This window comes from Commensalibacter melissae (genome assembly GCF_003691365.1).
Lineage (GTDB): Bacteria > Pseudomonadota > Alphaproteobacteria > Acetobacterales > Acetobacteraceae > Commensalibacter > Commensalibacter melissae.
On sequence record NZ_CP033087.1, the window covers coordinates 77,863 to 91,760 of the forward strand.

At 39.0% G+C, this 13,898-nt stretch carries 13 protein-coding genes; 8 read left to right on the forward strand and 5 right to left on the reverse strand.

Annotated features, from left to right (window positions below; translation table 11 throughout):
* Positions 1 to 14: 14 nt before the first annotated feature.
* The 4 genes from D9V35_RS00335 to D9V35_RS00350 all read left to right on the forward strand — a co-directional run bounded on the left by D9V35_RS00335 (position 15) and on the right by D9V35_RS00350 (position 2,977).
* The gene (locus D9V35_RS00335; protein WP_162988505.1) at positions 15 to 824 is read left to right on the forward strand and encodes a Cof-type HAD-IIB family hydrolase; all 810 of its coding nucleotides are present in this window, start codon (positions 15 to 17) and stop codon (positions 822 to 824) included.
* 105 nt (positions 825 to 929) lie between these two features.
* Positions 930 to 1,682: a 6-phosphogluconolactonase gene (gene pgl / locus D9V35_RS00340; protein WP_122122844.1), complete on the forward strand. Its 753-nt coding sequence runs from the start codon at positions 930 to 932 to the stop codon at positions 1,680 to 1,682.
* Positions 1,683 to 1,723: 41 nt separating this feature from the next.
* The gene (gene rpiA / locus D9V35_RS00345; RefSeq protein WP_110439287.1) at positions 1,724 to 2,422 is read left to right on the forward strand and encodes a ribose-5-phosphate isomerase RpiA; all 699 of its coding nucleotides are present in this window, start codon (positions 1,724 to 1,726) and stop codon (positions 2,420 to 2,422) included.
* Positions 2,423 to 2,434: 12 nt separating this feature from the next.
* Positions 2,435 to 2,977 carry a gluconokinase gene (locus D9V35_RS00350; RefSeq protein WP_122122845.1) on the forward strand — a complete coding sequence of 181 codons (543 nt, stop codon included), beginning with the start codon at positions 2,435 to 2,437 and terminating at the stop codon, positions 2,975 to 2,977.
* Here D9V35_RS00350 and D9V35_RS00355 read toward each other — a convergent pair whose 3' ends face one another.
* Both D9V35_RS00355 and D9V35_RS00360 read right to left on the reverse strand, forming a co-directional pair.
* Positions 2,978 to 5,185, reverse strand: a complete 2,208-nt coding sequence (locus D9V35_RS00355; protein WP_122122846.1) for a TonB-dependent receptor — start codon at positions 5,183 to 5,185, stop codon at positions 2,978 to 2,980.
* Positions 5,186 to 5,259: 74 nt separating this feature from the next.
* Positions 5,260 to 5,709, reverse strand: coding sequence for a DUF2946 family protein (locus D9V35_RS00360; protein ID WP_205910308.1), 450 nt, complete (start codon positions 5,707 to 5,709; stop codon positions 5,260 to 5,262).
* Between the two features lie 161 nt (positions 5,710 to 5,870).
* Between D9V35_RS00360 and D9V35_RS00365 the strand changes: the two genes are divergently transcribed.
* The 3 genes from D9V35_RS00365 to fghA all read left to right on the forward strand — a co-directional run bounded on the left by D9V35_RS00365 (position 5,871) and on the right by fghA (position 9,020).
* Positions 5,871 to 6,641 carry an energy transducer TonB gene (locus D9V35_RS00365; protein WP_158523892.1) on the forward strand — a complete coding sequence of 257 codons (771 nt, stop codon included), beginning with the start codon at positions 5,871 to 5,873 and terminating at the stop codon, positions 6,639 to 6,641.
* Between the two features lie 405 nt (positions 6,642 to 7,046).
* On the forward strand, positions 7,047 to 8,156 hold the full coding sequence (locus D9V35_RS00370; protein WP_198193696.1) for an S-(hydroxymethyl)glutathione dehydrogenase/class III alcohol dehydrogenase: 1,110 nt from the start codon (positions 7,047 to 7,049) through the stop codon (positions 8,154 to 8,156).
* A gap of 27 nt (positions 8,157 to 8,183) precedes the next feature.
* Positions 8,184 to 9,020 (forward strand): S-formylglutathione hydrolase, encoded by an 837-nt coding sequence (gene fghA, locus D9V35_RS00375; RefSeq protein WP_122122849.1) that lies wholly within the window; start codon positions 8,184 to 8,186, stop codon positions 9,018 to 9,020.
* A gap of 77 nt (positions 9,021 to 9,097) precedes the next feature.
* Here fghA and D9V35_RS00380 read toward each other — a convergent pair whose 3' ends face one another.
* Genes D9V35_RS00380 through D9V35_RS00390 form a run of 3 tightly spaced genes read right to left on the reverse strand, consistent with a single transcriptional unit; the run spans position 9,098 to position 12,699 of the window.
* On the reverse strand, positions 9,098 to 9,706 hold the full coding sequence (locus D9V35_RS00380; protein WP_122122850.1) for an SCO family protein: 609 nt from the start codon (positions 9,704 to 9,706) through the stop codon (positions 9,098 to 9,100).
* Positions 9,707 to 9,709: 3 nt separating this feature from the next.
* A complete protein-coding gene (gene polA / locus D9V35_RS00385) occupies positions 9,710 to 12,490 on the reverse strand; it encodes a DNA polymerase I (protein WP_122122851.1) in 2,781 nt (926 codons plus the stop codon).
* 8 nt (positions 12,491 to 12,498) lie between these two features.
* Positions 12,499 to 12,699, reverse strand: a complete 201-nt coding sequence (locus tag D9V35_RS00390) for a zinc-finger domain-containing protein (RefSeq protein ID WP_122122852.1) — start codon at positions 12,697 to 12,699, stop codon at positions 12,499 to 12,501.
* A 66-nt stretch (positions 12,700 to 12,765) separates the two neighbouring features.
* Here D9V35_RS00390 and D9V35_RS00395 point away from each other — a divergent pair, with 66 nt between their 5' ends.
* The gene (locus D9V35_RS00395) at positions 12,766 to 13,887 is read left to right on the forward strand and encodes an alpha/beta fold hydrolase (RefSeq protein ID WP_122122853.1); all 1,122 of its coding nucleotides are present in this window, start codon (positions 12,766 to 12,768) and stop codon (positions 13,885 to 13,887) included.
* Positions 13,888 to 13,898: the final 11 nt, after the last annotated feature.

Below are 13,898 nucleotides of genomic sequence, written 5' to 3' on the forward strand. Positions count from 1 at the left end.
GGAAAGTGTCAATCTTGAATAAAACAACTCCAGCAATTCGGTTGTTAATTTCGGATATTGATGGAACATTGATACCAAACAATAAAATTGTCACAAATGAAACCATTCATGCTGTTCATAAAATGAAACAGGCAGGGATTGGATTGTCCCTGGTAAGTAGCAGGCCTGCCTTGGGTATGCGTTTGTATTTGGAGCAATTGAAAATAGAGTTGCCTTTTGCCGCATTGAATGGCGGAGAAATTCTTGATGTAAAAGGAAGTATCCTTTCCAGAATTTGCATGAATCCTGTCCTGATTCTCGATATATGCAATATGCTCCAGAAGCATAAAATTGAAATATGGTTTTATAGTAGTCTTGAATGGTTCGTATTTACTACTGAAAGTGCTTTTGTGGAGCATGAACAAAAAGCCTTGCAATTGCAGCCGAAAATTATTCAAAACATTCAAGATCATGTAACGGATACAATAAAAATCATGGGTATTTCCCAGGATACTGTTTTACTTGATAATCTAGCACAACAGATAAAACGATATCATGGCCGAGAAGTTTCCGCAGTGCATTCTTCAAAAAATTATCTGGATATCTCTCATTTAAAGGCAAATAAAGGATTTGCAGCTCAGAAAATAGCGGAATTACTTAAAATTCCGTTAAGTAAAACGGCCTGTATAGGGGATATGGATAATGATATTCCGATGCTGAAAATTGCAGGAATGCCGATTGTTATGGGACAATCAAGTCAAAGGGTAAAACAATATGCTCATCATATTGCACGTACGAATGAGGAAAATGGATGGGCTTATGCTGTTAATCAATTTTTACTTTAATTTAAATGAAAATATTTTAAGTTGTGAAATAATGGTTTAATTTTGTAACCTGAATTGTTGAATCCCGGGAAGGGGTACATAAAAATTATAAAGAACGAGTTATCTATGACAGACAATATGGAAAAAGGGCATAATGCGAAAACCGGATATGTTCTTGTCTTACCCGATGCAAATGCACAGGCTAATTATCTGGCTGATATCATTTTGCACCAGATTGAGGAAAAAAAGGATGCGGTTTTCAGGATAGCGTTATCAGGAGGATCCACACCTAAAAAATTATACGAATTATTAGGGGGAGAGACTTACAGTCATCGACTGCCTTGGGAACGGTTGCATCTGTTTTTTGGTGATGAAAGAATGGTGCCCTATACGGATGAAGCCAGCAATTTTCGTATGGTTACCGAGACTTTGCTTAATCATGTGAATATTCCATTTAGGAATGTTCATCCGATGCCTATTTTAGAAGATGTGGAAAAAGCTGCGCGATTATACGAAGAAAATTTACAGCATGAATATGGATCAAGGGTATTGAAGAATGGGGAACCCTTATTTGATATCGTTTTATTGGGACTGGGGACAGATGGTCATACGGCTTCACTTTTTCCTGACACAGCTGTTTTGGAGGAAAAACAGAAGTGGGTTTCTTGGTGTCAACCAAAAGACGCCCCTCATAGAAGAATGACATTGACCTATCCAGCAATTGCTTCCAGTCGTTTGGTTATATTTGTAGTGAGTGGAGAAAACAAGGTTAAGATTTTCCGTGAGGTAAGGGAAGAGAATGCAATATATCCCTCTTCAAAAATTGAAACGGAAGGAGAGGTTCACTGGATTTTGGATAAAGCGGCCGGTGGTGAATAAAAGCGGTCGGTAATTGGATAACGAAAGAATACTAGATAGAGATGGATGCACAACAAATCGTTAAATATAAAGAGCAGCTTGGAAAAATAGGGGCTTCATTAGTTTCGCAAGGAATGAAAGTCGGATTGGGAAGTGGGAGTACCGCGGCATGTGTTATCCGATCTTTAGGCAAGCGGTGGCAAGAGGAGGGGTTGCGTTTTGAAGGTGTGCCTTCCTCGATTGCGTCGGCCAAGCTGGCCGAATCTTACGGAATTGAACTGACAACATTGGGGGAATGTCCAGAATTAGATATTGCCATTGATGGGGCAGATGAGGTTACGCATCAAGGATTACAGTTAATTAAGGGGTTGGGTGGCGCTTTATTACGAGAAAAAATTGTTCGCTATGCAGCCAAAAAATTTGTTATAGTCGTTGATGAACGTAAATTAGTCGATAAGCTTGGTGAGCATACACCTGTTCCAGTTGAGGTTACCCCTTTCGGTTGGGAAGCCACAATGAAACATTTGGAAAAAATTGGAGCATCAATAAAAGTTCGAGTCAAGAATGATCATCCTGATTTTTTCCTGACGGATGGTGGGAACATGATTCTGGATTGTGATTTTGGAATTATTGACGATCCTGTACGGCTAGAGAAAGATATCATTTCAATTGCTGGGGTTATCGAAAGTGGTTTATTTATTAATTGTACGGATGAGGCTTTAGTCGCAGGTTATAACGGGATTCAGCATTTATATAAGTAAAGGAACACATCAATGTCTTTGTCCACGAATGATAATGTACAGATTAGGCCTTGTTTATTGGTGATAATGGGTGTTTCGGGATGTGGAAAAACGACATTGGCAAAAGGTTTGGATCAGTATCTTGACTGGCCTTTTCAGGAAGGGGACTCTTTTCATTCACAACATAATATCCAGAAAATGTCAGAAGGCAAACCCCTAACAGATAGCGATCGTTGGCCATGGTTGGAAAAATGTCATGCATGGTTGGAGGCATGTGCGGAAGAACATGATGGGAAAGGGGTGTTAACATGTTCCGCCCTAAAAAGATCCTATCGTGATTTTTTGCGCAAGGGCATTGGGAAACCTTTCTATTTTGTAAATTTAAAAGTTCCATATGATGTTCTTCTTCATCGTATTGAAAAACGTGAAGGGCATTTTATGCCCGCAAGTTTACTGGATACACAGCTGAAAAGCTTTGAACCGCTCCAGGTGGATGAACCTCATATAGAAATTGACATGTCCCATACGCTTGAAACGGTTATTCAAGATACACTAATGAAATTACAGCAACTTTAGTTAAAAGCTGGCAGTCAGGGCGATATTAAAAGAACGACCCAGACCAGGCAGGGCACGCAATTCGTTAGTTGTGATTAAATCTCCTAAGGACATTCCTCCCAAAGGAAGATAATATTTTTTGTTGGCAATATTTTCTATGCTTGCATCCAGGCGAAGCATACGCCATGTATAACTCCCCCCGATATTGAACAAAACATAGCCAGGTGTTTTCGGTTCACGACGCATAGGGTCAATTTGACTTTTTGTATTGACGAAATTTGCCTCGATCCTGCCAGTCCATGAACCAAAATATTCATTAAGGCTTATCGTTCCATTTAATGGCATCATGTGATAAAGGCTGTTGTGATTGGTTCGATCTTGACCCATAACCCAGTTGATATTTCCTTTCAATATGCCTTGACCATATTTCTTATTGTTCCATAATTTATAGGATTCAGCTGTGTTAATTCCATAGATTTGGGCGTTATGATTGTCAAACTGCAATTTTGAGACAGTTGTATTTTGACGTGTTTGCATACTCCCAAGGTAATTAACGTTGATGTAATGGTGAATATAGGTATAGAAGGGTTGAATCTTGATCTCCCATATATCCTGGTGTGGATCGTGAAAGTCAAAGGTTGTGCTGACGGTATTGCCTACTTCCGGTTTGAGGTTGAGATTGCCGATATAACCATTTCCATCACCAAACCAGCCAATCATGCGCATGGCCATCGGAGATGTGCCCCAAGTATAACGTTCATATAAATTTGGAGAACGGCTTTTCCGGGCATACCCACCTTCCCAGGTAAAGGATTTATTGACTGTCCATCGTGCCATGGCTGTAACATCAAAATTGGTATCGGTATGGCCACGGTTTGCAGTATTGAAATTATGAATGGCTTTCCGTTCCTCGGCATTCATTCCATTGATGCCTTGGTATCCAGATATTCTCCCTGTATTCATCATGACCAGATCATTTCGAAAACCGAGAAGGGTTGTGACTTTTGGGGTCCATTGGGCTTCCCATTCAGCAAAATTTCCCAATCGATCCCGATGGCCATTATTGATATTGTGATAGGTATGAGGTCCCATCATCATGTTTTTTTGTAGGGGGGGCCACCAGTCATTTAAACCTGAATGATCGAAAGAGCTGCCAATCCGTAACGTGTTATGATTATCTATGAATACTGTTGCCTTAACATTATATCCAGTTGTACGACCATCAATGTTCATGGGCATTCCTTTCGTGGCGGAATGGCCGCCTTTATTGCTGAGCATATTCATGGCATGGGTGACACGTTGCCAATAGCCTCTTGCTTCAATTGTTCCCCAATCGAAGTCACCCTTATATTTTCCATTGACAAAAATGGAGCGATTATTGGTCATATCCATATATTGATTGGGAAAACCTTCATAGGGTGTGTCAGATTGTCCATAGGTCAAAGAGAATAAATGGTTATCCTTTTTATAACCTAGGGTCACATCATGATTGAATGTTTTATAAGCAGAAGAATATACTTTTCCACCTCCGCTGCCTGCATGATAATTGCGGGATTGAGACCATGACCCGTTATAGCGGAGACTTAAATGTTTATTGGCAACAGTAATGTTTCCTGCCGTTCCTACGCCTGAACCATTACTATGATAAAAGCTTGAGGCTTCTCCTTTGATGAGAATTTTTTTGTTTTTTTCTGCAAAAAGAGGATCTTTTCGTTGGATATCAATTGATCCGGCCAGGCTGTCCCCTCCCATACTTACGGGTGTGATACCGGCCATGATTTTGGCTGTTGCAACATCATGGGGATTAAGATAGGAAATGGCAGGATTCATATGGTTTGGACAATCCCCATTGATACGCATACCATCAATGAACGTGGCCACCCGATCATCCGCCATTCCGTTAATTACGGGTAAAGAGGCAATACGACCCGCACCATATTGGCTGATACCCATTTGATTTTTGAAAAGATCCATTGGGTTTGGACTGTTATTCACAATATCCTTTAATTTATCCTTTTTTAAAAAAATTGAATTGGGTGGATTTGTGGAAAAGTCTGGGATGTCTTCTGATTCAATATGTATTTCTGGAACTGGTGCAGTGGTATTGGTTCTTGAAAGAGAGGTTTTATTTTGTGTAATGTTTTTTTGTGCTTTTCCATTATAGGGGTAAAGAGAACACAATAATAAAAAAAGGTAAAATTTACATGTACAATGCCATCGATAAGACATAGATTAACCTGATATAATAATGATAAAGGAATAATTTGGTCATAATATCTGTATGACCATTAGAACTATCAGTGTTAATAAAGAGGTGGTGCACGGGGTAGTTGCGTATTCAAGGGTAATATCGGGGGAGGTTGAGCCTGATAAACCTTGCGCTTCAAAAAAAGATGAACAATTGTCAATTGGGGAAAGATAAGTAATAAATTTAACAAGGGGTTTGGAACAGCCAATCCATTACAGAGGGGACAAACAAAGATTCCATGATGTTGTTGATTGTGTTGGGAGTGTTGATCCGTTTTCTTGCTTATCTTAGAGTGGGAGAAAGTGGCAGTGTCACACATCGTCATTGACATGTATGCATGCTGATTTTGCATCATTGGACAATGCCAAAGCGAGGTAAATGTAAAAGGTAAAAGAATTAAATGACTTATAAACAGAAACAGGACAATAATAACAGAATATAAAGATACAGGATAAGAATCTTTATTTTTTTTTACCCATATATTTGTTGTAGAGGATAAAATCATTAATGCCTTGGTCAAGTATTGAAGATCATCATTATTTATTTGATTAAAATTATGGACAAAGTCAAATTTCTTTTTAGTATTTGAATGTTTTGTTTTATAGATAGAATAGAATAAAGGCTCTTTACCTCTAATATATTTGAGCAAATATGGCATCAAGGATTATGAAACAGGAACCTATCTGTCCTTCTCTGAATCAGAAAACGATTTTATCATCATTTCCAAAAAGGACGTTGGTTTTTTCCGAACATGTCAATTCAGTAGGGATAGAGTTGGCCTGTACGGTTGCTGTTCTATTTAATATAATTGTTTTCCTACTAATGTTTTTTTGTTTACATGTAAAGAAAGAAGTTTTCCCACTCTCTTCAATGGTCGTGGTTCAATTTCAAGAAGGGATGAAATCTCTTTCCTCATTGGATGCAATTGCAGAAAATAAAACGGATGATCTGAAGGCAGTAACCATCCCCGTGGCCAGAAGTCCTGTCAATGCTTTGCCAGCCATGAACGTATTGCAAAAAATTTCAGTGCCAACCACTCAGGACCAATCGAGTAATCGTAACATTTCCAAAAATAAAATGGCTGCTCAATCAGCAATGGGACAGCAGAAAAGGCAAGATAGGGGAATGGAGCAGAAAGCCAAACCATCAATACCTTTAGTCAGTCACAACTTTCCATTGCAACGCTGCTCATCACCAAAAAGCACTTATCCCTTGGCTGCCCGTAGAAGACATGAACAGGGTGTTGCAAAGGTTGCATTGCAAATTTTGTCAAATGGACAGGTTGGTCAGGTAAAAATTGTTGAGACAAGTGGTTTTGTTGATTTGGATCGGGCTGCAATCGAGGCAGTCCAACAAATAAAATGCAGTGCACTGGAAGATAATGATACGCTTGTTCAGACAACAACCACGGTTCATTTTGAGTTAAGACACAACTAAAAATATATTAAGTAGTATTCATGTATAATTGAATAATATTTATGATCGGTTCAGCTGATATATATGTTTTTATATTATATAGTTTATTTGGTTATTGCCATTTTATTTTTAAAATTGAAATAGGTTTAAATTAAAAATACTTTTTCGGGAAGATTATCTGAAGTAAGAATATATCAAGAAAGAAAATTCTATCAATGCCTGTTTGGGGTTTATGGATTGATTATTTTCAAACTGTTGGAACCAGAAGACTATAATAAATTGTAACCTAAATTGAGTCATGAAATTCAATTTCATAGATATAATCTTTACTTTGAAACTGTTTGTTTGGTTTATAAAATCCTTGGTTTTAATATTTAATTGAATAAATTAATTTTTGTATCAGAAGGGTGATTATAGATGGAGATGATAAAAACGAAGGCTGCTGTTGCATGGAGAGCCAATCAGCCTCTTTCAATTGAGACAGTTGATTTAATGCCGCCACAAAAAGGGGAAGTTTTAATAAAGATAATTGCAACCAGTGTATGTCATACAGATGCATACACGCTTTCAGGAAAAGATCCTGAAGGTATATTTCCAGCAATATTGGGTCATGAAGGGGCGGGAATTATACAGGCTGTTGGTGAAGGGGTAACAAGTGTTTCTGTTGGTGATCATGTTATACCCTTATATACTCCGGAATGTGGAACATGTGAATATTGTCGTTCTGGTAAAACCAATCTCTGTCAGGCTATTCGTGTCACTCAAGGTCAAGGGTTGATGCCTGATGGTACGAACCGTTTTTTCAAAGACGGCGAACCTATCTATCATTATATGGGAACATCTACATTTTCCGAATATACGGTTGTTCCGGAGATTTCTGTAGCAAAAATCAGTAAACAGGCACCTTTGGAAAAAGTATGTTTATTGGGTTGTGGAATCACAACTGGTATGGGAGCTGTAAAAAATACGGCAAAAGTACAAAAAGGTGATAGTGTTGCAGTTTTTGGGTTGGGTGCGATTGGCTTGTCAGTCATTATGGGAGCCCATATGGCGGGTGCAGGTCGCATTGTCGCAATTGATATTGATTCAGAAAAATTTAAATTGGCTAGGAAGTTAGGTGCTACCGATTTTATAAATCCTAAAGATTATTCCGCCTCAATACAGGAAGTTGTAATTGAAAAAACAAAAGGTGGAGTAGATTTTTCATTTGAATGTATAGGAAACGTTCAGGTAATGCGTTCTGCTCTTGAATGTTGTCATAAAGGTTGGGGAGAATCTGTTATCATTGGTGTTGCCGGGGCAGGTGAGGAAATTTCCACCCGTCCTTTTCAGTTGGTGACCGGCCGCGTATGGCGAGGATCCGCATTTGGTGGGGTTAAGGGGCGTTCACAATTGCCTGTTATTGTAAATGATTATCTGCAAGGCAAATTCGTTTTGGAGGATTTTATAACACAAGACTTGGCATTTGATGAGATTAATAGGGCTTTTGATTTATTGCATCAGGGAAAAGCTATTCGAACTGTTTTACATTACTAGTTTCAGATAGGTTTGACAGGAAATATTATGAAATATGTTGAATTGGAAACTCATCAATCTTTTGGTGGACAGCAAAAACGGTTTAGACACTGGTCAGTCACACTGGGCTGCGAAATGAGTTATTCAGTTTACTTGCCACCTGATTACAGGAATACAACTTTACCTATATTATACTGGCTTTCCGGTTTAACTTGTAATGACCAGAATTTTGTGACTAAGGCAGGGGCGCAAAAATATGCTGCAGAATTGGGAATTATACTGGTTGTCCCTGATACAAGTCCCCGAGGTGATATAATTCCTGACGCGCCTTCTTATGATCTGGGACAGGGAGCGAGTTTTTATGTTAATGCGACACAAGAACCCTGGAAACAAAATTATCAAATGTTTGATTATATTTCCATTGAGCTTCCCAAATTGATCAAGCGACAATTTAAATCGAATGGCAAGCAATCTATTGCTGGACATTCAATGGGTGGTCATGGTGCTTTGATGTTTGCCCTAAAACATCCTGGTCGATTTTGTTCGGTTTCGGCTTTTGCACCAATTGTTAATCCAATGCAGGTGCCGTTTGGGCGTAAGGCATTTTGTCATTATCTTGGAGATAGCAAGGAAACTTGGCAAGTCTATGATAGCTGTTTTCTAATGGAGCATTATATTGACCAACCCTTTCCCATATTGATTGATCAGGGAACAAAGGATGAATTTTTATTAAAACAGTTACAACCAGAAATTTTGGAAACTGTTGCCCTCAAAAAGAATTGGCCGTTTCAATTGCGATGGCAGAAAGATTATGATCACAGCTATTTTTTTGTTTCAAGTTTTATCCGTGATCATTTGTTATTTCATTATAGATATTTAAAGTAAATATATGTGAATAATCATATCAAGAATTTATGCAGTTTCACGTTTTTTGAAATGAGGACAGTTTGTATAAACTATATTTAATGGATTATTGATTCAAGGGTCTCCACAATCTGATGCGTTTCTGTTCCTGTTTGAATGGAGGTTCTATATTTTCCCTCTGGATCCATGAGAATGAACTGATCATAAGGTTCAACAAGGCTTATATCACTATTGATTGGCGCTTTTTTGATGGAAACATGATAAAGAATTGAAATATCACGAAGCGCCAGTTCACCACCGGTCAGGGCTATAATTTTATCATTATAGGTTTTCATACTTAACATCAGACGGCTGGGTGTATCATAGTTAGAATCAAAGGATATGAAAATTGGAACAAGTTGAGATGCTTTATTCTCTAAATGGTTAATGATCTCACCCATTTTTATAAGATCCTTACGACATTGATTATGCGGGCAACGTGTTGCACCGAAATACATCAACATCCATTTTCCCCTGAATATTCCGTCATTGACGATACTTCCTGCAGGGCTGATAAGTTGAAAACCCCCTCCGATTATATTGGAATTTTCAGGCGCAACGGCTGTATGATTGGCAGTGAATTTAATCCCGAGGAACATCATGCCAATAATGAAAGCGATAAATAGGAATGAAATAATCCAAATAGATTTTTTTTGATTTTGTGGCATGATTTAATGTGCTTCTGCCCAGTTTTTACCTATTCCAGCCTCAACAACAAGGGGAATGGAAAGATTAACAGTGTTTTCCATTGTTTGCTTTACAAGATTAACGAATGTTTCAGCATAATCTGTTCGCACTTCAAAAAGCAACTCGTCATGAACTTGTAATAACATGCTTACGGGGAGTTTTTTTTCTGTGATGATTTTGTCCATATCCCGCATTGCGCATTTTATAATGTCGGCGGCGCCCCCCTGAATAGGAGCATTTATGGCTTGGCGTTCGGCATAAGCCTTTTGTGGACCTTTGCTATTTTTAATTCCAGCAATCCAGCATTTTCTGCCAAAAGGTGTTAGAACAAATCCCTTTTCCTTTGCCTCTTCCTGGGTATTTTGCATATATGCCCTTATTTCAGGGTAACGTTTAAAATAGGTCTCAATATATTGTTTGGCATCAGATGATGAAACATTCAATTGTTTGGCTAACCCAAAGGCACTAATTCCATAAATAATACCAAAATTGATTGCTTTGGCCTGTCGACGCAGCAAAGGTTGCATTTCATTGATTGGAACGTCAAAGACCTCTGAGGCTGTACGGGCATGAATATCCTCATTATGAATAAAGGATTCTTTTAATTGGGGAATATTTGCAACATGTGCAAGAAGCCTCAATTCTATTTGTGAATAATCTGCGGAAACAAGAACATGGCTAGGCTTGGCAATAAATGCTTCCCTGATTTTTCCACCGTCTTCTGTTCGAATAGGTATATTTTGTAAATTGGGATCATTGGAAGACAAACGTCCCGTAACGGTTCCAACCATATTAAAGCTGGTATGTACACGTTTTGTTTCCGGGTTTATTTCCTTAACCAAGGCATCCGTATAGGTGGATTTAAGTTTCGCCAATTGTCGCCAAGCCAGCAGTTTTTCAGCAATCTCGTGACCCTGATCGCTAAGTTCCTGTAATACCTTGACATCTGTTCCCCATGTACCAGATTTCATACGTTTTCCACCAGGCAACTTCATCTGGTCAAAAAGGATCTCCCCAAGTTGTTTTGGTGAGGCCAAATTGAATTCTTCACCGGAAACATGATAGATTTCTTTTTCTTTTTCTGACATTTTTTCGGTGAAAGTAGTAGAAAGCTTTTGAAGAAGGGAAGCGTCAATCATAATTCCATTCTGTTCCATCCTGGTCAGGATTGGAATTAGGGGACGTTCTATTTCTTCATAAAGACCTAGAACATGTGCGGTTCTTAATTGAGGTCGCAATATTTCCCATAAACGCAAAGTGACATCTGCATCTTCACCTGCATAGGTTGTTGCCTCTTCAATTGAAACTTGCGCAAAAGGGATACGTTTACGACCGGTTCCGGTTAATGCATCATAAGATATTGTTTGATGATTCAAATAGCGTTTTGCCAGTTCATCCATTCCATGTCTGTGCTCTCCTGCCGCTAGGTTGTAAGAAATAATCATTGTGTCATCATAGGGGGCAGGTTGCGGGAACCCGTTATGTTCCAAAACAAGAAAATCATACTTAGCATTATGAAAAATCTTGAGGATGGAAGGATCTGTCAGAATGGGGCCAAGATACTGAATGACATTTTTTAATGAAATTTGTTCTGGTTTTAATAATTCTCCATCTATTTGATGATTGATGGGAATATAACAGGCTTTACCCGGGGCTACAGCTAGGGAAATCCCGATTAGATTTGCCTGTAATGCATTAAGGTTGTCGGTTTCAGTATCCACGGCACAAAAATGGGTTGTTTGAATTCGGTGAATCCATTCCTGTAATTGCGTGTTATTGAGAATGGTCTCATACTGATGATACGGGGCGGCAAGAACCGCTTTGTTTGGTTCGGGACCGGTCTGTGTTTCCTGTCTGCGAGATGTATGAGGAATGTCGCCTGTATTATGAGAATTTTTTGTCCAGCGATTTAATATGGAGCGGAATCCATGTTTTTGAAGCCATGCGGTAACTTTTTCAGGATCAGCCTTGCAACAATTTAACTGATCAATCGGGGTGGGTAGAGGAATATCATCTTTTAGCTGAACAAGTTGATATGAAATTCGTGCATTTTCCTTGTTGGTTTCAAGATTATCGCGCCGTTTGGAGGGTTTCATCATAGGAATGGCAGCAAGGATATCCTCCAACTGTCCATATTCATGAATTAAAGCGGCTGCCGTTTTGGGACCTATGCCAGGAACTCCAGGGACATTATCTACCGGGTCTCCCATCAATGCTTGTAAGGAAATCATATCTGTTGGGGACACACCAAATTTAGCTCGTACCTCTTCAATCTTGATGAATTTTTCCTTGATGGGATCCTGCATTTGAATATGTTCGTTGATTAATTGCATCAGATCCTTATCGGAAGAAATAATTGTACATTTGCCCCCATCTGCCACGATTGCTTTTGCGTAACTTGCAATAAGATCATCAGCTTCCCATCCTGCCATTTCAATTGTTGGTAATCCCAGAATTTCAGAGGCTTCCCGAACAAGTGAAAACTGGGGAACAAGCTCTTCAGGAGGAGGAGGTCTATGTGCTTTATAAGCTGGATAAATTTCATTCCTGAAGGTTTTTCTTCCTGCATCAAAAATGACAGCCATATGACTGGCCACACGATCACGGATTAGTTTTATCATCATGTTAGTAAAACCATAAACCGCGTTGACAGGTGTTCCTGATGGATCAGTCATTAAGGGAATGGCATGAAAAGCACGAAAAATAAACCCGGATCCATCAATGAGGATTAAGTGTTTTTGATTTGATGCAGAAGATGAAGTCATGAAAGATGTTAATTTGATTCAGATAGTTTGTAGACAAATGATTTTGAGCAATAAGGACAGGTTGCCTGTCCGTTTTTTAGTTTTAGAAAAACCCGTGGATGACCGAACAGTGTGTGATTACCCTCACAAGCAACGGTTTGGGAAGAAGTATAAATGGTTTCAATAGGTTTTGCCGGTAAGGTTGTTGTAGAATCTTTTTCTAAATTCATGAATATACCCTTGTTAAGTGGTTCAGAACTTGTCATTTATAAAAATAAAATTTATCTTGGACAAATATGTTTTTCTTAAACCGTTTAAGTTCTGTCTATTTACATAAAGCTTGCTATTTTTTTCTGATCGGAATTTATTTCCTGACCCAACATTGTAATATAGCCTATGCAGAAGTTAAAGTGAATAGTTCTGTTTTGAATACATCCTCTATCGGTTCTGATCCTTATGCACGTTATAAAAAGCTGATTCCTCCTGATTTGTGGTGGGAAATGTCGGATCATGCCCGTATTCCCGTGCGTATATGGCGGGCAATACAACAAAAGGCAATTATCCTGGCCTTACATGGATTTAATGATAGTCGCGATGCGTGGGAAGATTCAGCAGATCATTTTGTTAAGTCAGGTGTAACTTTATATTCCCCGGATCAGAGAGGATTTGGACAAGCACCGTTAAGAGGAAATTGGGCGGGTAGCCGTCGGATGATTGACGATATTATTGAGGAAATATCATTTTTAAAAACTCGATATCCCGATACACCCTTGTATGTGATGGGAGAGAGTATGGGGGGGGCTGTCGCCATGTGTTTGGCCTCACGTCCCAATGTTCCAAAAGTCGATGGTTATATTTTACTGGCCCCAGCCGTGTGGGGTCATAAACAGCTGGGACTGGTTGCCGATGTTATCTTGCGCATGATCAATACGATCGCCCCGAATTGGCGGTTAAGTGGAAAAAGCGCCCCGGTAACCATCAGGGCAAGTGATAATGATGAATCCCTGTTACGTTTGTATTTTGATCCGTTATCATTGCACAAAGCCCGTGTAAAGGCATTGTATGGGTTGGTCAATTTGATGAGCAAGGCTGCAAAGGCTGCTCCTTATATTCATTCTCCAATCCTTGTAATGTATGGTGATATGGATCAGCTCATCCCTGATTCTTCAATGAAAAAGGTCTGGCGACAATTTCCTTCTTGGGTAAGAAAGGATTATATTCCTGGAGGATATCATTTATTGTTGCGTGGTAGAAATAGAAACATTGTGGTGCAGGATATACTGAGCTGGATTTTTAGTCCGGATCAGTTTTTGCCATCAGGTGGAGATATTTCAACCTCCACATGGTTATCGATTGAGGGAAAGGAAAAAATACCGGTTTATTTGCCAAGCCAGGTTGATAATTTTATTAAAAAATAAAAGTCTCTATA

What these genes read in the sequence shown, in the direction of transcription:
- pgl (WP_122122844.1), top strand. Translation starts at nt 930, where the DNA reads ATGACAGACAATATGGAAAAAGGGCATAATGCGAAAACCGGATATGTT.
- D9V35_RS00350 (WP_122122845.1), top strand. Translation starts at nt 2,435, where the DNA reads ATGTCTTTGTCCACGAATGATAATGTACAGATTAGGCCTTGTTTATTG.
- rpiA (WP_110439287.1), top strand. Translation starts at nt 1,724, where the DNA reads ATGGATGCACAACAAATCGTTAAATATAAAGAGCAGCTTGGAAAAATA.
- D9V35_RS00380 (WP_122122850.1), bottom strand. Translation starts at nt 9,706, where the DNA reads ATGCCACAAAATCAAAAAAAATCTATTTGGATTATTTCATTCCTATTT.
- D9V35_RS00365 (WP_158523892.1), top strand. Translation starts at nt 5,871, where the DNA reads ATGAAACAGGAACCTATCTGTCCTTCTCTGAATCAGAAAACGATTTTA.
- D9V35_RS00395 (WP_122122853.1), top strand. Translation starts at nt 12,766, where the DNA reads ATGTTTTTCTTAAACCGTTTAAGTTCTGTCTATTTACATAAAGCTTGC.
- fghA (WP_122122849.1), top strand. Translation starts at nt 8,184, where the DNA reads ATGAAATATGTTGAATTGGAAACTCATCAATCTTTTGGTGGACAGCAA.
- D9V35_RS00360 (WP_205910308.1), bottom strand. Translation starts at nt 5,709, where the DNA reads ATGATTTTATCCTCTACAACAAATATATGGGTAAAAAAAAATAAAGAT.
- D9V35_RS00355 (WP_122122846.1), bottom strand. Translation starts at nt 5,185, where the DNA reads ATGTCTTATCGATGGCATTGTACATGTAAATTTTACCTTTTTTTATTA.
- D9V35_RS00390 (WP_122122852.1), bottom strand. Translation starts at nt 12,699, where the DNA reads ATGAATTTAGAAAAAGATTCTACAACAACCTTACCGGCAAAACCTATT.
- polA (WP_122122851.1), bottom strand. Translation starts at nt 12,490, where the DNA reads ATGACTTCATCTTCTGCATCAAATCAAAAACACTTAATCCTCATTGAT.